21 protein-coding genes and 1 pseudogene are annotated in these 22,887 nt (G+C 66.1%); 16 read left to right on the forward strand and 6 right to left on the reverse strand.

What is annotated here, in order from left to right:
• Positions 1 to 27: 27 nt before the first annotated feature.
• Together JOY90_RS05140 and JOY90_RS05145 are read right to left on the reverse strand one after the other, a co-directional pair.
• Positions 28 to 582 (reverse strand): ActR/PrrA/RegA family redox response regulator transcription factor, encoded by a 555-nt coding sequence (locus tag JOY90_RS05140; RefSeq protein WP_291690069.1) that lies wholly within the window; start codon positions 580 to 582, stop codon positions 28 to 30.
• A gap of 89 nt (positions 583 to 671) precedes the next feature.
• A complete protein-coding gene (locus JOY90_RS05145) occupies positions 672 to 1,994 on the reverse strand; it encodes an ActS/PrrB/RegB family redox-sensitive histidine kinase (protein WP_291690070.1) in 1,323 nt (440 codons plus the stop codon).
• A gap of 101 nt (positions 1,995 to 2,095) precedes the next feature.
• Between JOY90_RS05145 and JOY90_RS05150 the strand changes: the two genes are divergently transcribed.
• The 4 genes from JOY90_RS05150 to JOY90_RS05165 all read left to right on the forward strand — a co-directional run bounded on the left by JOY90_RS05150 (position 2,096) and on the right by JOY90_RS05165 (position 6,233).
• The gene (locus JOY90_RS05150; RefSeq protein ID WP_291690071.1) at positions 2,096 to 2,884 is read left to right on the forward strand and encodes an ABC transporter ATP-binding protein; all 789 of its coding nucleotides are present in this window, start codon (positions 2,096 to 2,098) and stop codon (positions 2,882 to 2,884) included.
• Positions 2,881 to 3,702 (forward strand): ABC transporter permease, encoded by an 822-nt coding sequence (locus JOY90_RS05155; protein ID WP_291690072.1) that lies wholly within the window; start codon positions 2,881 to 2,883, stop codon positions 3,700 to 3,702. Before JOY90_RS05150 ends, JOY90_RS05155 begins: the two co-directional genes overlap by 4 nt.
• Before the next feature lie 120 nt (positions 3,703 to 3,822).
• On the forward strand, positions 3,823 to 5,151 hold the full coding sequence (locus JOY90_RS05160; protein WP_291690073.1) for a polyhydroxyalkanoate depolymerase: 1,329 nt from the start codon (positions 3,823 to 3,825) through the stop codon (positions 5,149 to 5,151).
• A 242-nt stretch (positions 5,152 to 5,393) separates the two neighbouring features.
• Positions 5,394 to 6,233, forward strand: coding sequence for a M48 family metallopeptidase (locus tag JOY90_RS05165; protein WP_291690074.1), 840 nt, complete (start codon positions 5,394 to 5,396; stop codon positions 6,231 to 6,233).
• A 171-nt stretch (positions 6,234 to 6,404) separates the two neighbouring features.
• On the opposite strand, the gene JOY90_RS05170 is transcribed toward JOY90_RS05165, so the two are convergent.
• Positions 6,405 to 8,660 carry a transglycosylase domain-containing protein gene (locus JOY90_RS05170; protein WP_291690075.1) on the reverse strand — a complete coding sequence of 752 codons (2,256 nt, stop codon included), beginning with the start codon at positions 8,658 to 8,660 and terminating at the stop codon, positions 6,405 to 6,407.
• A 144-nt stretch (positions 8,661 to 8,804) separates the two neighbouring features.
• Here JOY90_RS05170 and JOY90_RS05175 point away from each other — a divergent pair, with 144 nt between their 5' ends.
• Positions 8,805 to 9,230 carry a DUF1330 domain-containing protein gene (locus JOY90_RS05175; protein ID WP_291690076.1) on the forward strand — a complete coding sequence of 142 codons (426 nt, stop codon included), beginning with the start codon at positions 8,805 to 8,807 and terminating at the stop codon, positions 9,228 to 9,230.
• Positions 9,231 to 9,269: 39 nt separating this feature from the next.
• Here the strand turns inward: JOY90_RS05175 and JOY90_RS05180 are convergent, their stop codons facing one another.
• A complete protein-coding gene (locus JOY90_RS05180) occupies positions 9,270 to 9,668 on the reverse strand; it encodes a DUF3175 domain-containing protein (RefSeq protein WP_291690077.1) in 399 nt (132 codons plus the stop codon).
• 181 nt (positions 9,669 to 9,849) lie between these two features.
• Between JOY90_RS05180 and JOY90_RS05185 the strand changes: the two genes are divergently transcribed.
• The 3 genes from JOY90_RS05185 (at position 9,850) to JOY90_RS05195 (ending at position 13,854) form a co-directional block, all read left to right on the forward strand.
• Positions 9,850 to 11,331, forward strand: coding sequence for an MFS transporter (locus tag JOY90_RS05185; RefSeq protein ID WP_291690078.1), 1,482 nt, complete (start codon positions 9,850 to 9,852; stop codon positions 11,329 to 11,331).
• Positions 11,332 to 11,337: 6 nt separating this feature from the next.
• On the forward strand, positions 11,338 to 12,141 hold the full coding sequence (gene otsB / locus JOY90_RS05190; RefSeq protein WP_291690079.1) for a trehalose-phosphatase: 804 nt from the start codon (positions 11,338 to 11,340) through the stop codon (positions 12,139 to 12,141).
• Positions 12,142 to 12,393: 252 nt separating this feature from the next.
• Positions 12,394 to 13,854: a trehalose-6-phosphate synthase gene (locus JOY90_RS05195; protein ID WP_291690080.1), complete on the forward strand. Its 1,461-nt coding sequence runs from the start codon at positions 12,394 to 12,396 to the stop codon at positions 13,852 to 13,854.
• Between the two features lie 172 nt (positions 13,855 to 14,026).
• Here the strand turns inward: JOY90_RS05195 and JOY90_RS05200 are convergent, their stop codons facing one another.
• Both JOY90_RS05200 and JOY90_RS05205 read right to left on the reverse strand, forming a co-directional pair.
• Positions 14,027 to 14,806 carry an SDR family oxidoreductase gene (locus JOY90_RS05200; RefSeq protein WP_291690081.1) on the reverse strand — a complete coding sequence of 260 codons (780 nt, stop codon included), beginning with the start codon at positions 14,804 to 14,806 and terminating at the stop codon, positions 14,027 to 14,029.
• Between the two features lie 35 nt (positions 14,807 to 14,841).
• Complete coding sequence (locus JOY90_RS05205) at positions 14,842 to 15,816, reverse strand: ketopantoate reductase family protein (RefSeq protein WP_291690082.1); 975 nt, start codon at positions 15,814 to 15,816, stop codon at positions 14,842 to 14,844.
• A gap of 117 nt (positions 15,817 to 15,933) precedes the next feature.
• Here JOY90_RS05205 and JOY90_RS05210 point away from each other — a divergent pair, with 117 nt between their 5' ends.
• From JOY90_RS05210 to JOY90_RS05240, 8 genes and pseudogenes are all read left to right on the forward strand, one after another.
• Positions 15,934 to 16,728: an enoyl-CoA hydratase-related protein gene (locus JOY90_RS05210; protein ID WP_291690083.1), complete on the forward strand. Its 795-nt coding sequence runs from the start codon at positions 15,934 to 15,936 to the stop codon at positions 16,726 to 16,728.
• A gap of 268 nt (positions 16,729 to 16,996) precedes the next feature.
• Entirely contained in the window at positions 16,997 to 17,941 is a 945-nt protein-coding gene (locus JOY90_RS05215) for a TRAP transporter substrate-binding protein (RefSeq protein ID WP_291690088.1), read from the forward strand.
• A 19-nt stretch (positions 17,942 to 17,960) separates the two neighbouring features.
• Positions 17,961 to 19,994, forward strand: coding sequence for a methyl-accepting chemotaxis protein (locus JOY90_RS05220; protein ID WP_291690084.1), 2,034 nt, complete (start codon positions 17,961 to 17,963; stop codon positions 19,992 to 19,994).
• Positions 19,995 to 20,051: 57 nt separating this feature from the next.
• Positions 20,052 to 20,285, forward strand: a complete 234-nt coding sequence (locus JOY90_RS05225) for a hypothetical protein (protein ID WP_291690085.1) — start codon at positions 20,052 to 20,054, stop codon at positions 20,283 to 20,285.
• Positions 20,282 to 20,758: a type II toxin-antitoxin system RelE/ParE family toxin gene (locus JOY90_RS40070; protein WP_367276883.1), complete on the forward strand. Its 477-nt coding sequence runs from the start codon at positions 20,282 to 20,284 to the stop codon at positions 20,756 to 20,758. Before JOY90_RS05225 ends, JOY90_RS40070 begins: the two co-directional genes overlap by 4 nt.
• Positions 20,713 to 21,717: an ABC transporter substrate-binding protein gene (locus tag JOY90_RS05230; protein ID WP_291690086.1), complete on the forward strand. Its 1,005-nt coding sequence runs from the start codon at positions 20,713 to 20,715 to the stop codon at positions 21,715 to 21,717. Before JOY90_RS40070 ends, JOY90_RS05230 begins: the two co-directional genes overlap by 46 nt.
• A 109-nt stretch (positions 21,718 to 21,826) precedes the next feature.
• Positions 21,827 to 22,600, forward strand: coding sequence for an ABC transporter ATP-binding protein (locus JOY90_RS05235; RefSeq protein WP_291690087.1), 774 nt, complete (start codon positions 21,827 to 21,829; stop codon positions 22,598 to 22,600).
• A pseudogene (locus tag JOY90_RS05240) lies at positions 22,593 to 22,887 on the forward strand (ABC transporter permease); the annotation flags it as partial. The gene JOY90_RS05235 and the pseudogene JOY90_RS05240, both read left to right, overlap by 8 nt.

Below are 22,887 nucleotides of genomic sequence, written 5' to 3' on the forward strand. Positions count from 1 at the left end.
CATCGCGCGCTTGCGAGGCCCAGCCGCCTATCGCGGCGCGCGCTTGGCGAGGATCCGCTGCAGGGTGCGGCGGTGCATGTTGAGCCGCCGCGCCGTCTCCGAGACGTTGCGGTTGCACATCTCATAGATGCGCTGGATGTGCTCCCAGCGCACGCGGTCGGCCGACATCGGATTTTGCGGCGGCTCGGATTTCTCCGTCCCGGTCGCGAGCAGGGCTGCGACGACGTCGTCGGCGTCGGCCGGCTTGGCGAGATAGTCGACCGCGCCCATCTTCACCGCGGTCACGGCGGTGGCGATGTTGCCATAGCCGGTCAGCACGATGACACGGGCGTCGGGCCGCTTGCGCTTCAGTGCGGAGACGACATCGAGGCCGTTACCATCGCCGAGCCTGAGATCGACCACGGCAAAGGCCGGTGCCGACTTTCCGATCTGGGCGAGGCCGTCGGCGACGCTTTCGGAAGAGGCGACGGTAAAGCCGCGAGTCTCCATCGCACGCCCGAGCCGCTCCAGGAACGGCTTGTCATCTTCCACGATCAGGAGCGAGCGGTCGGCATAGTCGGCAAGTTCGGCGGTCCCGGACAAGACTTGGTATCCCCGTGTGAGATGGAACAAACATATGGCGAGCCGATCCGGCGCTGCCAAGGGCGCCGAAAGTCGATTCTCCCTTACCGTCAAGCGGCGGTCTCATCGTGCTCCTCGGTCGCTTCGAAGCGGGCCCGCGGCCAGTCGATCTGCACCACGGCTCCGTGATCCGGGAAGATGCGGTTGGTAAATGAAATCCTGGCGCCGGTCCGCTCCAGGAGCGTGCGGGCGATGAAGACGCCAAGCCCCAGGCCTGAATGTTCGGTCGGCGTATCGTCCGCGCCGCGCCGGCGCGACAAATAGGGCTCGCCGATCCGCTTCTGGATATCCGGCGCAAAGCCCGGCCCGTCGTCGGAGATCACGATCTCGACCGTTTCGTTATTCCACCATGCGTTCACTTCCACCGCGGTGTGAGCGAAATCGACCGCGTTCTCCAGGATATTGCCGATGCCATAGAGGATCGCCGGATTTCGCGTGCCGACCGGCTCCTTCGCGCCCGAGACCGCGATCCGGACCTTGATCACGACGTCGAAGTCGCGGTGCGGCGCCACGATCTCCTCGATCAGCGTCGACAGCTTCATGCGGTCGAAAGGCGCGCCGGTTGCGGAGAGCTGGGTGATCTTGGCCAGGATGTCGCGGCAACGCTGCGCCTGCTCGCGGAGCGTCCTGATGTCGGCGGCGACCTCCTTGTTGCTCTGCAGCGTTCGCTCCAGTTCGCGCGAGATCACGGTGATGGTCGAGAGTGGCGTGCCGAGCTCGTGGGCGGCGGCGGCCGCGAGTCCGTCGAGCTGGGTCAGGTGCTGCTCGCGCGCCAGCACGAGTTCGGTCGCGGCCAGCGCGTCGGACAGCTTGCGCGCCTCCTCCGTGACCTGGAACGCGTAGAGCGAGGTGACGCCGATGGCGAGCACGATCGAGAGCCACACCCCGAACAGGTAGATCGGCGGCAGCACCAACGGCTCCTCGCCGTCCCAGGGCAGCGGCATGAAGAAGAACACCAGCACCGAGGCGCACGCGACGGCCAACAGCCCGAGCGCGATCGTCAGCCGCATCGGCAGCGCGGTTGCCGAGATCAGGACCGGCGCCAGAAACAGGAACGAGAACGGATTCTGCAATCCGCCGGTCAGGAACAACAGCCCTGCCAGCTCGACGATATTGACCGCCAGCAGACCGGCTGCATGCAGCGGCATCAGCCGCTGCATCGGATTGAAGGCGATCTGCAGCGCGAGGTTGATCGCGGCCGACAGGCAGACGATGACGAGGCAGGGGATGATCGGCAGCTCGAATTCGAGCCCCTGCTCCACGACGAAAATCGCTGCGAGCTGGCCGAGCACCGCGAGCCAGCGCAGGCGCAGGATCGTATCCAGGCGGATGTGACGCTGCGGATGCAGCTTGGAAACCGTGATCTCTGCCATGGGCCGCAAGTCTAACCACGCGCGGTGCCGACGACAAATTCGGCCATCCGTCCATGTCGAGGGTTGCGCTTGCCGTCACAATGGCCCAATGAACGCCGGGCATGGATCAAATTGACGCAGACCGAGCCCCTTCGCGCACGACCGCCGCTTCGGCCGCGATCGAGGTCGCGCATCTGACCAAGCTCTACAAGAAGACGCGCGCAGTCGACGATATTTCGTTCTCCATCGCCCGCGGCAGCATCACCGGACTGCTCGGCGGCAACGGCGCGGGCAAGACCACGACGATCGCGATGATCATGGGCCTGGTGCTGCCGACCGCGGGAAGCGTGCGGGTGCTGGGGCTGTCGATGCCCGCGCGGCGCGCGGACGTGCTCGGCCGGATGAATTTCGAAAGCCCCTATGTCGACATGCCGATGCGGCTCACGGTGCGGCAGAACCTCACTATTTTCGGTAGGCTCTATGCGGTCGAGAACCTGCGCGAGCGGATCGCCGAGCTGGCCCGCGATCTCGACCTCGACGAGTTCCTCGACCGCGCCAACGGCAAGCTCTCCGCCGGCCAGAAGACGCGCGTGGCGCTGGCGAAGGCGCTGATCAACCGGCCCGAGCTTCTGCTGCTCGACGAGCCGACCGCCTCGCTCGACCCAGACACCGCCGACTGGGTCCGGGCACATCTGGAATCCTATCGCAAGGGCCGACAGGCCACGATCCTGCTCGCGTCGCACAATATGCTCGAGGTCGAAAGACTGTGCGATCGCGTCATCATCATGAAGCGCGGCCGGATCGAGGACGATGACAGCCCGGATCGCATCATGGCGCGGTATAATCGCGCGACACTGGAGGAGGTGTTCCTCGATGTCGCGCGCGGCGGGGCGCAGGAGGCGGTGCCGTGAGCGAGCTCGCCTTGTCGAACCGGGGCATCTCGGGTCGCCGCATCGGCGCGATGATCATGCGCTACTGGTACCTCCTGCTGTCGTCCTGGCCTCGACTCCTGGAGATCGCCTACTGGCCGGTCCTGCAGGTCATCACCTGGGGCTTCCTGCAGAGCTACATCGCGCAGAACGCCAACTTCTTCGTCCGCGCCGGCGGCACGCTGATCGGCGCCGTGATCCTGTGGGATATCCTGTTTCGCGGCCAGCTCGGCTTCTCGATCTCGTTCCTGGAGGAGATGTGGGCGCGCAATCTCGGCAACCTGATGATGAGCCCGCTGAAGCCGATCGAGTTCCTGATGGCGCTGATGGCGATGAGCCTGATCCGGCTCGCGATCGGGGTCGTCCCGATGTCGCTGCTCGCCCTGATCTTCTTCGAGTTCAACATCTACGGCCTGGGACTGCCGCTGATCGCCTTCTTCTGCAACCTGATCTTCACGAGCTGGTCGGTCGGGGTATTCGTGTCCGGGCTCGTGCTGCGCAATGGGCTCGGCGCGGAAAGCATCGTCTGGACGCTGATGTTCGCGTTGATGCCGCTCGCCTGCGTCTATTATCCGGTGCGGGTGCTGCCGCACTGGCTGCAATACGTTTCCTGGTCGCTGCCGCCGACCTACGTCTTCGAGGGGATGCGGGCGCTCCTGATCGATCACGTCTTCCGTGCCGACCTGATGGTGGCGGCGCTGGCGCTCAACGCCCTGCTGCTGTTGGCTTCATTTGCAGCATTTCTTGCCTTTTTGCAGAGCGCCCGACGGCACGGCTCCCTGCTCGGCGGTGGCGAATAGGTCACTTTCCCGTGGATTCCCGGGCGCTTCCGTACCGGCGCACCCTACATATCCCGATGCGACGCATTGACGCTTAATTACGCATTCGGCACTATGCTGCGTTGCGAAGGGAAATTTGAAATGCCGATTGGTGAGTTTGGCGGCGCACCGCCACTGGTGGCCGAAGGCAGTCCGGCGCTCACGACGCCGATGTACTGGATGTACGAGATGGCGCACGCGTCGCTCAACCCGGCGCGCGCCATCACGGATGCGACCAAGATCCTGTTTCAGAATCCACTCAACCCGCTCACCCACACCGAGCTCGGCAAGTCCGTCGCCGCGGCCTGCGAATTGTTCGAGCGCACCACGCGCCGCTATGGCAAGCCGGAATGGGGCATCGTCGACACCGAGGTCAGCGGCATCCGCACTCCGGTCGAGATCCGCAGTGTCTGGGAAAAGCCGTTCTGCCGCCTGCTGTATTTCGATCGCCGGATGACGCGGCCGCTGCGCAACCCGCAGCCGCGCATCCTGATCGTGGCGCCGATGTCCGGCCATTATGCGACGCTGCTGCGCGGCACGGTCGAGGCTTTCCTGCCAACCCACGAGGTCTACATCACCGACTGGGCCGACGCCCGCATGGTGCCGCTGGCGGAGGGCCGCTTCGACCTCGACGATTACATCGACTACCTCATCGAGATGCTGCATGCGCTTGGCGGCAACATGCACGTGGTCGCGGTGTGCCAGCCGTCGGTGCCGGTGCTGGCCGCCGTGTCCGTCATGGAGGCGAACCGCGACCCCTTCGTGCCGCTGTCGATGACCCTGATGGGCGGTCCGATCGACACCCGTTGCAATCCGACTGCGGTCAACAAGCTCGCCGAGCAGCGCGGCATCGATTGGTTCCGCAGCCACGTCATCACCAAGGTGCCGTTCCCGCATCCGGGCATGATGCGCGACGTCTATCCGGGCTTCCTGCAGCTCAACGGCTTCATCAGCATGAACCTCGATCGCCACATGGACGCTCACAAGGCCCTGTTCCGCAACCTGGTGAAGGGCGACGGCGATCTCGTCGACAAGCATCGCGACTTTTACGACGAATATCTCGCGGTGATGGACCTCACTGCCGAATATTATCTGCAGACGGTCGAGACCGTGTTCATCCGCCACGCGTTGCCGAAGGGTGAAATGACTCATCGCGGCCGTCCGGTCGATCCTTCGAAGGTGACGAGGGTTGCGCTCATGACGGTGGAAGGCGAGAACGACGACATATCGGGGCTCGGTCAGACCGAGGCGACGCATCGATTGTGCAGCTCGATCCCCGCGCACCGCCGTGTGCACTACATGCAGCCCGGAGTCGGACACTATGGTGTGTTCAACGGTTCCCGCTTTCGCTCCGAGATCGTGCCGCGCATCTCCGATTTCATGATATCGGCCGCCAGTTCGAAGTCTTTGCTCGCGGCTGCCGCCGAATAAGAGAGTCTTCGCAATGGTTTGCGCGCGGAACTGCCGCGCGCGCCAGTCCCTGGTGGACAGCCTTTGGTGCGATGCTGCGCGCTGAAAATCGGTATTTTGGTAGGTTGATTCCTTTGCGCTCAAGGAGTGATTGTTAAGTCACTCTTTGGTGCCCGGGGAACCTAGATTTGACCGCCAAAATTGATCCTCGTCACCCCATCCTGTAGCGCCCGGTGCGATCAAAACCCCTGTATATTGGGCAAATGATTTGTTTTTGCGCCGGGCGCTTCCCTTCGCGATGGATATGGCAGAATCCGGGCGGACTGCTTCTCCCCGGAATGACGGAAATGGCCACTCGCGCGCTCCTGTATCGGCGGCCCGCCGAACCCTCGACTCTTTTGGTCAAGCATGGCTCGCAGGTCTTTGCGATCCGACTGCGCCGGCACCGGCGCGCGCGCCGTTACACTTTGCGCATCCATCCGACCGACCGCGAAGCGATCCTCACCATGCCGCCGCGCGGCACCATTGCCGAGGCGAGGGATTTTGCGCAGCTCCATGGCGGCTGGATCGCGGCGCGCCTCGGCCGGCTGCCGAAGGCCGCGCCCTTCCAGCCGGGCACGGTGTTGCCGCTGCGCGGCACGCCGCACCGCATCGTTCATCGCGCCGGCGAGCGCGGCACGGTGTGGACGGAGATGCGCGACTCCGGCGAGAAGGTGCTGTGCGTCGCCGGCGGACCGGAGCACACCGACCGCCGCATCCGCGATTTCCTCAAGCGTGAGGCGCGCAAGGACCTGCAGAAGTCCGCCCAATATCATGCCGAGGCGCTGTCGGTGCGGGTCAAGCGCTTGTCGATCCGCGATCAGTCGAGCCGCTGGGGCTCCTGCACCTCGGCGGGCTCGCTGTCGTTCTCCTGGCGGCTGATCCTCGCGCCGCCCTACGTGCTCGACTATCTCGCGGCCCACGAAGTGGCGCATCTGGTCGAGATGAACCACTCGCCGCGGTTCTGGCGGGTGGTCGCCCGCATCTGCCCGTCGGTCGAGCGTGCCAAGAGATGGCTCGACACCCACGGCAACGATCTGCATCGCTACGGCATCGAGGATTAGAGCCTCGACCTGCACCGTTTTGATTCCGGTGTCGTCGCCCGGCGCGACCGGGCGACCCAGCACGCTGTGGCCTATCGATTCCATCACTGCCGTCTCTGGAATGCTGGATCACCCGCTTCCGCGGGTGATCCAGCGGAGAATATGCGGCGTGTGTGCGCCCCTTGCCAGGCCCTATCGCCCGCTGCCGAACAGCCGATCTGTCAGCCAGCCGTCGAGGCCCGCGGCCGGCTCCGGCCGCACCGGCCCGGAATATGCTGAGCGCGTTGGCGGTGGGGGTGGCCGATAGCCGTAGCCCGATTGCACGGGCGGCGGCGGTGTCGCGGGGCCAGTGATCTGCGAGGCGATCTGGGCAAGGGTGGGGAAGGGCGCGAGCTGCGCGTTCGGCAGGCTGGCGACCGGCACGCCCTGATGCGCAGCGCGCATGAAGCGCGTCCAGACCTCGACGGGCAGGCCGCCGCCGGTCGCCTTCTTGGTCGGCGAGGAGTCGTCATTGCCGAGCCAGACGCCGGTGACGAGGTTCGCGGTGTAGCCGATGAACCAGGCGTCGCGGAAATCCTGGCTGGTACCGGTCTTGCCGGCTGCGACCCAGCCCGGGATCTCGGCCTTGCGCGCGGTGCCCGAGATCAGCGTCTGCTCCATCATGGTGTCCATCTCGGCGACATAGCGCGGCTCGATCACCTGGGCGCGCTCGTCCACCTGGCGGACATAGAGCAGCTTGCCGTCGACGGTGCGGATCCGCGTCACGACGTGCGGGGAGACGGCGAAGCCGCCGTTGGCGAACGGCGCATAGGCGCCGACCAGCTCCACCATGGAGACTTCGGAGGTGCCAAGCGCGATCGAGGCGTTGGGCTCGAGCCTGGAGGCGATGCCGAGTCGATGCGCGGTGCGCACCACGTTTCGCGGGCCAACCTCGAGGCCGACGCGGACCGCGACGGTGTTGAGCGACATCGCCAGCGCCTGGGTCAGCGTCACCGGTCCGAAATATTCACGGCTGTAATTCTCGGGCTTCCAGCCCTTGACGTCGAGCGGCGCGTCGTACCGCACCGTTTCCGGCGTCAGCCCGGCCTCCATCGCGGTCAGATAGACGAACGGCTTGAACGCCGAGCCGGGCTGGCGCTTGGCGGTCACCGCGCGGTTGTACTGGCTTTCGGCGTAGTTTCGGCCACCGACCATGGCGCGCACCGCGCCATTCGGGGTCATCGCCACCAGCGCGCCCTGGCTGACGTTGAATTTCACGCTCTTGGCGGCCAGCTCGTCGATCACGGCGGCCTCGGCAAGGCTCTGCAGCTTCGGGTCGATCGTGGTCTCGACCACGATGCTCTCCTCGATCTGGCCGACCAGGTCGTCGAGTACCTCGCCGATCCAGTCGGCGACATAATTGATCGTGCCGGCGCCGGCCGGCTTCACCGAGATGGAGGGACGGGTGATCGAGGCCTGGGCCTGGGCGTCGGTGATGAAATTGGCGTCCTCCATCGCCGCCAGCACGACATGGGCGCGCTGCTCGGCGCCCTCCGGATTGCGGTTGGGCGCCAGCCGCGAGGGCGACTTGACGAGGCCAGCGAGCATCGCGGCCTCCGCCAATGTGACGTTCTTGGCGGACTTGCCGAAATAGCGCTGCGCGGCGGCTTCCACGCCATAGGCGCCGGAGCCGAAATAGACGCGGTTGAGATAGAGCTCCAGAATCTCGTTCTTGGAATATTTCCGCTCCAGCCATAGCGCGAGCTCCACCTCCTGCAATTTGCGCGCGAAGGTGCGCTCCTGGGTCAGGAACAGATTCTTGGCGAGCTGCTGCGTCAACGTCGAGCCGCCCTGCGAAACGCCGTGATGCGCGAGGTTGGCCACCACGGCGCGCAGGATGCCATAGGGGTCGATGCCGAAATGCGAGTAGAAGCGGCGGTCCTCGATCGCGATGAAGGCTTTCGGCAGATAGGCCGGCAGGTCCTTCAGCGCCACATTGGCGCCCGCCATCTCGCCGCGTTGCGCCAGCATGCTGCCGTCCAGCCCGGTGATCTCGACGGTCGGCGGCCGCTTGGGAATTTCGAGCGACTGGATCGGCGGCAGATGCGCGCCGGCCCAGACCACGGCGCCGATCAGCACGATTCCGGCCCAGATGCCGAGCACCAGCACCCAATAGCAAAAGCGTGACAGCGTGAGGCTGCCGCGCGGTTTGTTGCGCTTGCCGGCATCGGTCCGGCGCTCGCGCAGCTTCGGCGCGGGGGTGGGCTCGTCCTCGTCCGGATCGGGCTCGGGTTTGCGGCTGGGCTCGGGCTTGCGCCTGGCCGATGATTTGGCGGACTTCTTGGGCGGCTTCTCGTCGGCGGGCGTGGGGATGCGGTCCTCCGGCGACAGGCGCAGCGCGGCGAGCGAGGCGCTGATACCGAACTGCGGCTCCTTGCGCGCGCTGCTCTTTTTCCGTCCCAACGTCATACGCCGAACGCCGCTCACACCCCGCCCCCTGGGGCGTAAGCTAGCGTGCGGAGTTTAAGGGCTCCTTACCCAAAGGTTAACGCGGCATTAGGGTAGGCGTGGAGCGTGCTAAGATCGGTTGAGCGTAAGAGCAGGGAGGGCCGCATGGGCCATATCGATCCGACCAAGGAAGTGTTTGCGCAGTTCCGGCACAATGACCGGCCCGGGCCGATCCACATGCTCAATCTGGTCAGGCTGCGCAAGGAGGCGGCCTATCCGGACGGCCGCAAGGCGAGCGGCGCGGAAGCGTATGCGGCCTATGGCAGGGAAAGCGGACCGGTTTTCAGGCGGCTCGGCGGTCGCATCGTCTGGCAGGGCCGATTCGAACTGATGCTGATCGGCCCGAGCGAGGAGCGCTGGGACCATTGTTTCATCGCCGAATATCCGAGCGTTGCCGCCTTCGTGGAGATGATCCGCGACCCCGTCTATCGCGAGGCGGTGAAGCACCGCCAGGCCGCGGTGGAGGATTCCCGCCTGATCCGCCACGCCGTGCTGCCGGCGGGCGACACGTTTGGCGAGATTCCGGAATAGGCGGAGGGCCTTCGATTTCGCCGTGACTCGATCCGGAACTCAATCTCGTCCGAACTGCCGCTTCAGCTCGACCTTGGCGCGTTCGAGTCGATCGCGCTGGGACTTTGGCAGGTTCTTCCCGGCCCGGTTGATGTAGAAGGTCAACATCGACAGCGCGGAGCGATAGGCGCCGGCCTTGCGGCGCGAGCTCTTCTCCGCCGAGCGCTTCAGCGACGCGGCGATCCTCGTCGCGCTCGACTGTTTGAACACGCCGCCCTTGAGGTCCAGCGCGTCGCTCTCCCGCGTCACCCGGGCCGACCATCGTTTCGGCGATGTCGTGTGCGCTCCCGACTTGCGTGCGGGTCGGCGGCGGGTCGATGCCTTGCGGGCGGTCGGCTTCCGGCTCGCCTTGCGTGCTCCAGCGCCGCGCGTCGTGCCCTTGCGTTTACGTTCCGCCATCGCAGCTCCTCACCTTTATGGCGAAACGAGGATGGCGGCGATCCGTTCCTGATGGCGGACTTCGGGAACCCGCGACGGCCCCGAGGCGTTGTGACGACGGGCAGTTTCAAGAACCTGCTGCCAGCGCCTTCGGATGGCCCGGCACGCCTTCGTGCTCAGGGCCTTTTGCATTGGTCGATCGATGAGCGTACAGCCGATCCGTGACAATGACGTTGTTCCTTCCGCCGCTACGAACGCCGGCGGCCGCATCATCGAGACCACGATCCCATCGCGCCTCGACAGCCTGACCTGGAGCGGCTTTCACACCCGCGTCATCCTCGCGCTCGGCATCACCTGGATCCTCGATGGGCTCGAGGTGACCTTGGCGGGTGCCTTGTCCGCCGCCCTCAAGCAGTCGCCGACGCTGCAGTTCTCCAATCTCGATGTCGGCTTCGCCAACAGCGCCTATCTTCTGGGCGCCGTGCTCGGCGCGCTCGGCTTCGGCTGGCTCACCGACCGCATCGGCCGCCGCAAACTGTTCTTCATCACGCTTGCGCTCTATCTCAGCGCCACTGCCGCGACCGCCTTCTCCTGGAGCGTGATGAGCTACGCGCTGTTTCGCTTTCTCACCGGCGCCGGCATCGGCGGCGAATACACCGCCATCAACTCGACCATCCAGGAGCTGGTGCCGGCGCGCTACCGCGGCTGGACCGATCTCGTCATCAATGGCAGCTTCTGGATCGGGGCGGCGATCGGCGCGGCCAGCGCGATTCTGCTGCTCGATCCCGCCGTTGCCGGGCCCGATCTCGGCTGGCGGCTCGCCTATTTCATCGGCGCTGCGCTCGGGCTGATCGTGCTGGTGATGCGGATGTGGATTCCCGAAAGTCCGCGCTGGCTGATGATCCACGGCCATCCCGACGAGGCGCATGCGATCGTCGACGGCATCGAGAAAAGCGTGATCGGGCACAAGCAGGACAGCGCGCAGGGCTTTGCGAAAATCAGACTCAAGATGCGCGACCACACCCCGCTTGGCGAGGTCGCGCACACGCTGTTCTCGACCTATCGCCGGCGCGCGCTGGTGGGGCTTGTCTTGATGGTCGCGCAGGCGTTCTTCTACAATGCGATCTTCTTCACTTTCGCGCTGGTGCTGACTGATTTCTACGGCATCGGCTCCGACCATATCGGCTGGTATATCCTGCCCTTCGCGGCCGGCAATTTCCTCGGGCCGCTGCTGCTCGGCCGGCTGTTCGACACGCTCGGCCGCCGGGTCATGATTGCGCTGACCTATGGCGTCTCCGGCGTGCTGCTCGCGCTGTCCGGCTACCTGTTCCAGATCGGCGCGCTGAGCGCACAGACCCAGACCATCGCATGGATGGTGATCTTCTTCTTCGCCTCGCCCGCGGCGAGCGCGGCCTATCTCACCGTCAGCGAAACCTTTCCGCTCGAAGTGCGGGCGCTGGCGATCGCGCTGTTCTATGCCATCGGGACCGGTATTGGCGGTGTGGCCGGTCCCGCGCTGTTCGGGGCGCTGATCGATACCGGCTCGCGCGGCAGCGTCTTTGCGGGCTATCTGTTCGGTGCGGTGCTGATGATCGTTGCGGCGCTGATCGCCTGGCGCTATGCGGTCTCAGCCGAGCGGAAGTCGCTGGAAACGGTGGCGCAGCCGCTTGCCGCGGTGGAGTAGCACGAGATGAGCGACGATCTGGCCGAGCGGCCGACACCCAAGGATCGCGGCGACGAAGCGCCCGAAGTCGTCCCGGTGCCGCATCTTCTGGTGCCGCATCTCGACCACGTCGCGATCCTGCTCGACATCGATGGCACGCTGCTCGATCTCGCGCCGACGCCGCGCGAGGTCTGGGTGCCGCCGGATCTCGCCGACACGCTGAACCGGCTCAAGGAAAAAACCTCGGGTGCGCTGGCGCTGGTCAGCGGCCGCTCGCTCAACGACATCGACCTGATCTTCGCCCCGGCGCAATTCCCCGTGGTCGGCGGCCACGGCGCCGAGATGCGATTGATGGCCGAGAGCGACGCCACCGCTGCGGCGGCGCCACCGCTCGACAAGGAGCTGAAGCGGCGGCTTGCGACGATCGCGCATCTCAGCCCCGGAATCCTGCTGGAGGACAAGGGCTATTCGCTGGCGCTGCACTACCGTCTCGCTCCGCATGCGGAGAAGGCGATCTATGAGGCCGTGTCGCTGATCCGCGCCGACCTGCCGAACGCGCCGATCGAGGTGCTGCCGGGAAAGTTCGTCTGTGAGATCAAGCCGGCCGGCTTCACCAAGGCGAGCGGGGTGCGCGAATTGATGACGCGTACGCCGTTCCAGGGCCGCAAGCCGCTGTTCATCGGTGACGACGTCACCGACGAATCCGTCTTCGCCATGATGCCCGACTACGATGGGCTTTCGTTCTCCGTCGGACGTCGCGCGATCGGCGTCGACGGCCACTTCGATTCGCCTTCCGACGTGCGCGCCTTCCTCGCGCGGCTGCTCAACTGAATGGTTGTTTGGCGGAACCGCCATCGGGGCGGCGCCACGCGCCGGCCATCATCGCTTCGCGTCCACGCACACTTTGTGGCCGCCTTGAGCTTTTTTCCGCACGGTAGCGTGCCTTCGCGCTAGCAATTTTTACTTTATTCGTATTTGCGCCGGGTTCCATCGTCTATGCCTGAATTTAGTTTCAATTCATGCCCTTAAAGGAACCACAATGATGAATAGTTGTTAAATGCTCGGGCCATCAGGAGTTCACCTTTGAACCTCGTCGTCGTGTCGAACCGCGTCGCGCGCGGCAAAGCCAACGAACCCATGACCGGCGGGCTTGCCGCCGCTCTGCTGCCCGTGGTCGAGAAGTCCGGAGCGATCTGGGTCGGTTCCTCCGGCCGGGTGCGGGATGGCCTGCACAAGGAACCATTCGCGGAGATCGAGTCGCTCGGCGCCGGCGCGCTGGCGCTGCTCGACCTGCCGGCCGCGCATTACGGTGGCTATTACGAAGGTTTCGCCAATTCGGCGCTGTGGCCGGCGCTGCATTCGCGCAGCGACCTGATCCGCGTCTCGGCCGACGACTATCGCAGCTATCGCGAGGTCAATGCCTTCATGGCGCGCGCGCTGCTGCGCTTCAACAAGCCCGACACCGCGTTCTGGGTGCAGGACTATCACTTCCTCGCGCTCGGCGCCGAGCTGCGCGAGCTCGGTGTCACCGGGCCGATCGGCTTCTTCCTGCACACGCCGTGGCCGGAGCGCGGCGTGGTCGAGAGCGTGCCGCGTCATCGCGAGCTGATCGAGGCGATGCTGGCCTACGACCTGGTCGGGTTCCAGACCGAGCAGGACCGCGAGCATTTCCTCTCTTATGTCCGCGCCGAGCTCGAGCTCGCGGTGCAGGACGACGTCGTGCTGTCGCAGCACGGCCGCACGCGCTTTTCGGTTTTTCCGATCGGTATCGATGCGGAGAAATTCGCGCAGAACGCCGCCAAGGCGGTCACGCATCCCGATGTATCGCGGCTGCGCCGCAGCCTGAACGGCGAGCGTCTCGCGATCGGTGTCGACCGGCTCGACTACTCCAAGGGCCTCCTCAATCGAATCACGGCGTTCGATCGGCTGTGGACCGAGCATCCGCAGTTCCTGCGCAGCGTGTCGCTGCTGCAGATCGCCACGCCCTCGCGCGGCTCGATCGAGGCCTATGGCAATTTGCAGAACGAGGTGGCCAAGCGCGTCAGCGACGTCAACGGCCGCCACGGCGAGGTGGACTGGACACCGATCCGCTATCTGAACAAGGGCTTTGGCCAGGGCGTGCTCGCCGGGCTCTATCGCACCGCGCAGGTCGGCGTGGTGACGCCGCTGCATGACGGCATGAACCTCGTGGCCAAGGAATATGTCGCCGCGCAGAATCCGGCCGATCCCGGCGTGCTGGTGCTGTCGAAATTCGCCGGCGCCGCCAACGAGCTCGACACTGCGCTGCTGGTCAATCCGCACGATATCGACGGCATGGCGCGCACCATCGTGACCGCGCTGTCGATGCCGCTGCCGGAGCGGCGGATGCGCTATGAGGCGATGATGGAGAAGCTCTCCGGCCATTCCATCCAGCAATGGTTCGCCGACTTCGTGGGCGCGCTGCAGGACAGTCAGAGCAGCAAGGTGGTGGCCGAGCCGCTGCTCGCCGACAGCCGCTCGCTGTGGACGCTCCGCGCCTCCCACGGCCGCGCCAGGTATCATTGACCGGGCGCGGCGCGAAGATGGGTAGGGTGGGCTAACTAAGCGACCACATGCACGTAAGCTCGCCACACGAAGGCGCAAGCGTGCCCACCATTCGCGGCCGCCATGTCGAGACAATGGTGGGCACGGCGCGCCGCGCCTCAGCCACCCTGCGGCTCCGCCCGGGTTGTGAATCTCATCCGGCCTTCGTCCCGTAGATCCGATCGCGCAGGCGGCGCATGCCGGACAGCCAGCGCTCGCGGCTTGAGGCCTTGCGCAGCATGTATTCCTGCACCTGCGCGTGGGTGAGAATGAGGAAGCGCTCCTCCGCCATCGCCTCGATCACCATGCGCGCGACCTCCTCGGGCTGCAGCACGCCGTCGACCCGCGCAGCGCTCGGCCCCGGCACGGTCATGCCGGTCTGCACCGACTGCGGACACAGCACGGAGACGCGGATGCCGCGGTCGCCATATTGGATGGCGAGATGCTCGGCGAGCGCCACCGCCGCGCTCTTGGTCACGCCGTAAGGCATGGAATTGAGCGAGGCGAGCAGCCCTGCGGCGGACGCGGTGCTGAGCAGATAGCCGGAGCCGCGCGAAAGCATCTTCGGCACCAGCACGCGCGCTGCGAACACGTGGCTCATCACGTGCACCCGCCAGCTCACGTCCCAGTCGGCGTCGGAGGCGCTGTCCTGCCCTTTGCGCGACAGCCCGGCATTGGAGAAGAACACGTCGATCGGGCCGTATTTCGCTTCCGCCGCCGCGATCAGCGCCTGGATGTCGGCCTCCTCGCCGACATCGGCGGTCACCGCCAGCCCGTCCACGTCGCCCGCGACTTCGGCGAGACGGTCGCGCGAGGTCTTCAGGTCCGCGACCACGACGCCGCGCGCGCCCTCCCTGGCCCAGGCGCGGGCGACCGCCGCGCCGATGCCGCTCGCGCCGCCCGTGACGACACAGACCTTGTCCCTGACTTCCATGTATCCTCTCCCGCCTCCTTGTCATGGTTGCGCGTTCATGCCGCATACAGCCCCTTGTCGCGCGCCTTCTGGGTGGCGAGGGCGCCAAGGAAGTCGAGCATCGGCGTCGCGAGGTTGGCGGCGCGCGCGAAGGCGGCCGGCGCGCGCACCAGCACGTCGATTTCCATGGCGCGGCCCAGCTCGTAGTCCTGCAGGATCGACGGCTTGTGCTCGGGCGCAGGCCCGGAGCGGCTGACGCGCTTGACCTCGGGGCAACAGCTTTGACCGACGGCGTTGGCCTCCTCGAGCAGGCGCGGGATCACGTCACGGAACAGCGGCTCATCGCGCACGCCGCGCGCGGTCTGACCGGTGAGCAGGCACAGCACCGACATCGACATGTTGGTCAGGAGCTTCGACCAGATCGCCTCCCTGATGTTCGGGACCGGCGGCGACTCAACCGACGCTGCCTCGAACGATGCGCGCAGCGCGCCGACCCGCTCGCTCGCCCGGTCATCGCATTCGCCGATCTGGAGCCGGTTCCGCTCCGGAGACAGGTTTTCGACCACGCCCGGCTCGATCACCTCGTTGGAGGAAAAGATCACCCCGCCGATGATGCGCGCCGTCGGCACCGTCGCGCGCAACCGTCCGCCGGGATCGAGGAACGACAGGTCGGGCGCCGGCGGGTGATCGGCCGGCAGGCCGATGTCATACCACCAGGGTATGCCGTTCTGTGCGAAGATCACGGGCGTGTCGTCGCCGAGCAGCGGCTTCAGCCCGTCGGCGAGGCTCGCGATGCCGGTCGCCTTCAAGGTCGAGATCACGACGTCCTGCGGGCCCAGCGCCGCCGGATCGTCGGAGGCCGCGACCTGCGCCGGAAAGCTGTCATGGCCGACGCGAAGGGTGAGGCCGTTGTTCCTTGCCGCGTGAAGATGCGCGCCGCGCATCACGCAGGAAACATCGTGTCCGGCGCGCGCAAGCCGCACCGCGAGGTGGCTGCCGACGGCGCCCGCGCCGAAGATACAGATCCGCATGGGGTGGAAGGTCCTGTAGGAATGCGTAAGATAATGTGAGGTTTCCACAAGGGCGCGCGCGGCGCAACCGGCCGAGCGATGCGCGTCCAAGACGGCCCCTCGCCGAAAGGACATGCGATGACCGCCAATCCCGTGCTGTGGGAACTCGACTCCCGCGGTGTCGCCACCGTCACGCTGAACCGCCCCGAAGTGAACAACGCCTACGATGCCGGCCTGATCCAGGGCGTGCTGGCGGCGATGGACGATCTCGGTGGCAAGCCGCTGCGGGTCGTCGTGCTGAAGGGCAACGGCCGCCATTTCCAGGCCGGCGCCGACCTGAAATGGATCAATGGCGTGCGGCCGCAATCGCCTGCCGCGAACGAGGCGGCGTCGCGCGCCACTTTCGAAGCGGTGCAGCGGCTCAACCGCCTGCCGGTGCCGACCGTGGCGCTGGTGCAGGGCGGCTGCTTCGGCGGCGGGACCGGCGTGATATCGGCCTGCGATGTCGTGATTGCGGCCGACAACGCGATGTTCTCGATCACGGAGGTGCGCTGGGGACTGACCGCCGCGATCATCATCCCGCAACTCTGCGACGCCATCGGCACGCGGCAGGTACGCCGCTACGCGCTGACCGGCGAGCGCTTCGATGCGGCGGATGCGCGCCGCATCGGCCTCGTGCACGAGGTTGTGCCGCTCGCCGAACTCGACGCCGCCGGCGCCAAGGTCGTCGAGCAGTTGCTCGCCAACGCGCCGGAGGCGCTGGCCGAGACCAAGCGACTTGCGATGGAAAGCTCGTTCGGCGGCATGGCCGTCGACGACGCGGCCTATGATCGGCTGGTGAAGCTGCATTCCGCCAGGCGCCAGACGACAGAGGCCGCGGAAGGCCTCGCCTCGTTTGCCGAGAAGCGGGCCGGCAGGTGGGACCCGACGTAGGAGCGGGCCAAGGAGCGAAGCGACGTGCCCACCATCTTTGGATGCGGCGACCGCGGCTGGTGGGCACGCTCCTGCCTTTGCGTGGCAGGTTCCAATGCAAATGGTTCGCTTGGCCCACTCTACCGCTTACGCCTCCGTTGAACTACGGAGGCCGATGCTCGCCTTCTTAAGCCCTTAACCATCATTCCTTGCTAGGTCTGCGGGCGTTGCCGGGTGGTGGTGTGAAATGCGCAGACAGTTACGAGGATTTTGGCTTGCGGGCTCGATGATGGCAGCCTCGGTGCTGCTGATCTCGCCCCCGGTGGTCGGTTCGCCGAAGCTGATGTCGCTGGCGTTCAATTCGCAGATGCAAAATCCCCAGCAGGTCGGTGCCGACGAGTTCCATCAGAAGCTGCTCGCACTCTCCGGCAGGCGTATCGTCATCGATGAACGCGCCGGCAATGCGCTGGGCAGCGAGAACGCCATTCTCGCCGCGACCCGCAGCGGCGCCGTCGACGTCGCGGTGATCTCCGGTGGCGTGACCTCTTCGGTCGTTCCGGAACTCGGCGTGTTCGACATCCCCTTCCTGTTCCGCGACGTGGCGCATGCCAAGGCGGTCGCGCAGGGCCCGGTGGGCGCGGCGATCGCCGCCAAGTTCGCCGACAAGGGGCTGGTGCTGCTGGCGCTCGGCAAGCAGGGCTTTCGCAACCTCACCAATTCCCAGCACCCGATCCGCACGCCCGCCGACGTCAAGGGCCTCAAGATCCGCGTGATCCCGAACCCGGTCTACCAGATGACCTTCCAGGCACTCGGCGCGCAGGTGGTGCCGATGGAGTTTCCGCTGGTCTATGCCGCGCTCAAGGATGGGCGTCTCGACGGCCAGGAGAATCCGGTGCCGACCATCGCCGCCAGCCGATTCTACGAGGTGCAGAAATATCTGACGCTGACCGGTCATTTCTTCGCGCCGATTGCCTTCGTCGCCAACCGCGCGATGTTCGAGCAGCTCGATCCGCATGACCAGGAGCTCTTGATCTCGGCCGCCAAGGCGGGAGCCGAAGCGACCTGGCGGGCCCAGGCCGACAGCGAGAAGGTCGCCGAGCTGCGCAGCAGCGGCATGGACGTCATAGAGACGTTCGACCGCAAGGCCTTCATCGAGGCGGTGAAGCCGCTCGATGCCGAATTCGAGAAGAAGTTCGGCAAGGAGCTGCTCGCCGCCATCCGGTCTACGCCTTGAAGCTCATTTTGGAACTGCCATGAAACTGTCCTCCATGATGTCCTGGATCGGTACTCGCCCGCGGATTTTCGGCGGCTTCGCGGTTGTGCTGGGCTTCCTCGTCCTGCTTGCCGGTTTCGCCATGGTTCAGGTCGAGCATGTCGGCGGCACCGTCGACGAGCTCGTCATCAGCGCCGCCGGCGACGCCGGCATGTCGCAGGTCCATGCCGCGCTGCTTACCGCCAATGGTGCGGTGGAGAAATTCATCCGCACCTGGAACGTCGGAGACAAGGACGCTGCGGCCAAGGCGATCGAGCGCGTCGGCCAGCTCGCCGACCAGGTTGGCGGCCAGTTCGGCAGGCTCAGCGCCATTGCCGACGGTATCGGCCAGGTCCGCACCGCGCTGGAAAGCTACCGCTCGTCGTTTGCCGCGGCCGCCGAAGCCGTCGATCGTCTGCGCGCCGCCACGACCAGGACCGATGCCCAAGGCGCGGTCGCGGCTTTGAACGTCGGTGGCATCCAGGTCGCATTGGCCAATCGCTCCGAGGCCGAGCCGCTGCTCAACCCGTTGCGCCTTGCAAGCGTGGTCGACGCGGTGCGTCTCTCGGTGATGCGTTATGCGAACACGCTGTCGACGGCGGATTCCGACGACGCCAAGCTCGCGATGCGCTACGCCGATTTCGCCATCGCCGATACCGAGGCCGAGATCACGGGCACTGACGAGCGCAAGCTGAAATCGCTGGTCTCGGCACTCAAGACCGCGATCGCGGCCGACGCCAGTGCGCTCGACGACGTGATCAAGGTCGCCGCTGACCTGCGCGCGCGACAGGCGGATCTCGCGAAGGCCGGCGCCACGATCGGCGCCGAAGTCAATCGGATCAACCAGAAGCTCGATGCAGTTCGCTCCGCGCACGGCAAGCAGACCGCCGCGGCCGTCGAGGACACGCGGCAGACGTTGATCATCACCGCGGCCGGCGCGCTCGTGCTCGGCACGCTGCTGGCTTGGCTGATCGGCGCCAGCGTCTCCGGTCCGATCCGGCGCATGACCGACCGGATGCAATCGCTGGCAGACGGCCAGCTCGACGAAGTGATCCCCGGCGGTGAATCGCGTGACGAGATCGGCCGCATGGCGCGGGCCGTCGAGGTGTTCCGCGACAACGCGCTGGCCGTGCGCCGCATGGAGCGGGAGGCCGCCGCGCAGCGCGAGACATCCGACGCCGATCGCGTCCGCGTGATGGCCGAGCTCGCCGGCCGCTTCGAGCAAGGCATGCAGGGCGTGATTTCCGGCGTCGGCGGTCGCGCCGAGCAGATGGGCCGCAGCGCCGAGGATCTGGCGCGCGTCGCCGAGCGTGGCCGCGGGCTCGCGGAAGCCGTCGCCTCCCGCGCCGAGCAGGCCTCGGTGAACGTGCAGACCGTGGCTTCGGCGACGCAAGAGCTTGCTGCCTCGATCCGTGAAATCTCCGGCCAGGTGCAGCGCTCGGTCTCGGTGTCGAGCCGCGCCACCCATGAGACGCAGCGGACCTCGGAATTGATTCACGGGCTCTCCAGCGCGGCGGAGAAGATCGGCGACATCATTCAACTGATCCAGGCGATCGCCAGCCAGACCAACCTTCTCGCGCTGAACGCCACCATCGAGGCGGCGCGCGCCGGCGCCGCCGGCAGGGGTTTTGCCATCGTCGCCAGCGAGGTGAAGAATCTCGCATCGCAGACCGCGCAGGCCACCGAGCAGATCGCCACCCAGATCGCGACCATCCAGAGCGCCACCGGCGAGACAGTGACGGCGATGACGCAGTTCGGTGCGACCGTCAGGGAGATGGCCGAGATATCCACCGCCATCGCGTCGGCCGTCGAGCAGCAGGGAGCTGCGACCGGCGAGATCGCCCGCAATGTCGAGGAAGCGGCGAGCGGCACCGCCGCGGTGAGCCGCGAGATCGTCGACGTGCGCGCGGTGGCGGGCGAGACCGACACCGGCGCCGAGGCGACGCTGGCGGCGGCCGCCGCGCTGCAACAGCAGGCGGTGTCGCTGAGGGGCAATGTCGACGACTTCCTGCATACGATCCGCTCGGCGGCGTGAAGCGGGGGCCGGGCGGCAGGCCGTGACGAATGCGCGCGGTTTTGCTATATGACCGCCATGACAAAGGACCTCGAAGACGTTCTCGAACGTATCCGGCAATGGCCCAGGCAACGTCAGGAGGATGCTGCCGAAATCCTGCTCGAGATGGAGCGCCAGGACTCCAGCGGTTACCGGCTGACCGATGCGCAGGCGGAGGAAGTCGCACGTATTCAGCGCGATATCCGCGAGGGCAGGGGAACGTTCGCGACCGACGAGCAGATGGCTCTGCTCTGGAGACCCTGTGGCCTATGAGGCTGCGCTATACGGAGCAAGCGCGAGAGCACATCGGCGCGATTTTCGGCTTCGTTCACGAACGCAATCCCACCGCCGCTACACAGATCATCGCACGCATTCGGCTCGCGGCCGAGCGTCTTGTCCAATTTCCACGTATGGGGCACGTCGGTCGTGTCCCGGGTACCCATGAATGGGTTTGTGCGCGGTCTGCCCTACATTGTCGTCTACCAGGTGATGGACCCGGACGAGGTACTGATCCTCGGCGTGTATCATGGTGCTCAGGATCGCGAACGATAGGTCCAAGGCTCGCCGCCCTTGCCGATATCGCGAAAATTGCCTACCGGAGGCTGACCACTATCGGCCTGGTGGGTCATGCGCCCTCAAAGCTGCAAGGAGCTGGCGGCACAGGGCGCCCTAATCGGATGCGCGCGACGGAGAGACGTGGATGGCGGGATGGACGCGGCTTGTGCTCGCGGGCTTCGTGGCGTTGACGATGGCCGTCGCCGCACGCGCCGACGAGCCGGTCAAGGCGAAGATCGGCGTGTTGCGCCTGTCGTCGTCGGCGCCGGTGTTCATCGCCCAGGACAAGGGCTATTTCCGCGATGCCGGCCTCGACGTCGAGCTGAAATTCTTCGACGCAGCGCAGCCGATCGCGGTCGCCACCACCTCGGGCGACGTCGATTACGGTGTCACCGCCTTCACCGCCGGCCTCTTCAATCTCGCCGGCAAGGGCACGCTGAAGGTCATCGGCGGCATGAGCCGCGAGAAGGCGGGGTATCCCCTGATCGGCTACTTCGCGAGCAACAAGGCCTTCGCGGCAGGCCTCAAGGCGCCGAAGGATCTCGCCGGCAAACGGGTCGCGGTGACGCAGGTCGGCTCGAGCTTTCATTATTCGATCGGCCTGCTTGCCGACAAATACGGCTTCAGGCTCGGCGACGTGAAGATCGTGCCGCTACAATCGCTTTCGAACGCCGCAGCTGCCTTGAAGGGCGAGACCGTCGATGCCGCGCTGCTGCCGGTCTCGACGGCGCGAAAGCTGATGGACGAAGGCGAGGTGAAACTTCTGGGCTGGGTCGGCGACGAGACGCCGTGGCAGCTCGGTGCGGTGTTCGCCTCGCCGAAGACGCTCGCCAACAAGGGGCTCGTGACGAAGCTGCTTGCCGTGCTCGATCGCGCCGACCGCGAATATCACGACGTGATCCTGGCATCGGTGACGGACGGCAAGGCCGTGATCAACGACAAGACGAAACAGGATCTGGAAATCATTGCCAAATACACCAACCTGGCGGTCGAGCAGGTCATCGGCAATTGCGCCTATATCGATCCGGACGGCAAGCTCGACATCAAGAACGTCGACAACCAGATCAAATGGCTCCAGGAGCAGGGCTTCGTCGACAAGGGGTTTGACGCGGGCGCAATCATCGACAAGGATTTCGTGAAGTCGGACTGAACAGCCGCCGTCATTCCGGGACGGTGCGAAGCGCCAGACCCGGAATGACTGGCCACATGGATGCTGGTCGAGGTCGATAATGACGAGAAAAGCAATCTGACAAGAGCAAATGGACCTGATCGCCGACCATATCAGCCACCGCTTCGGCGAACTCGACGTGCTCGATGACGTGTCGTTCGCGGTGCGCGCCGGCGAGGTAGTGGCGGTCGTCGGGCCCTCCGGCTGCGGCAAGAGCACGCTGCTCTCGATCCTCGGCGGCCTGCTGCGGCCGGTCGCCGGCATGGCCGAGCTGCGCGGCGCGCCGCCGCCCGGCAGCCTCAATCCGCTGACCTTCGTATTCCAGGACTTTGCGCTTCTGCCCTGGTGCACGGTCGAGGCCAATGTCGAATTTCCGCTGCTGCACAGCCCGCTCGGCGTCGCCGAGCGCCGCGCGCTGGTCGACGATGCGCTGCGCCGCACCGGTCTTGCCGATTTCCGCGGCGCCTATCCGAAGCAATTGTCCGGCGGCATGCGCCAGCGCGCCGGCATTGCCCGCGCGCTGGCGGTGAGGCCCGCGATCCTGCTGATGGACGAGCCATTGTCGGCATTGGATGCGCAGACGCGCGAGCTCCTGATGGAGGATTTCATTCGCCTGCTCGCCGACGGCGCGATGGGCGCGGTCTACGTGACGCATAATCTCGAAGAGGCCGTGCGGCTCGCCGACCGCATCGTGGTGTTGTCCCGCCGGCCCGGCCGCATTCGCGAGGTGGTGACCATGCCGCTGCCGCGCGGCGCGCGTGGGGATGCCGGCGCGCGAGGCCGGCTGCTGGATCAGCAGAATCGATTGTGGTCCCTGATCCGCGACGAGGCGATCGATGCCGAGCGGGAGGTGCAGCATGCTTGAACGTGCGGCGCCGCGGGCAGACGCAGCTGCCGAGACGCGGCCGGTCGGCTTTCGCGGCGCCGGCTTCGTGCCCGCCACCAGCCGCCATGCCGGATGGCTCGCGCTGCTCCTGGTGATCGTCATCTGGCAGGCCGCCGGCAGCGCCGGCCTGGTCAATCCGCTGTTCCTGCCGGCGCCGCTTGCGATCGCGCGCGCGATCTATCAGCTCACCGCGAGCGGCGCGCTCTGGCAGCACCTGTCCTATTCGCTGCTGCGGATCGGCGTCGGCTGGGCGCTCGGCACGCTGG

This window comes from Bradyrhizobium sp. (assembly GCF_019242285.1).
Taxonomy (GTDB): Bacteria; Pseudomonadota; Alphaproteobacteria; order Rhizobiales; family Xanthobacteraceae; genus Bradyrhizobium.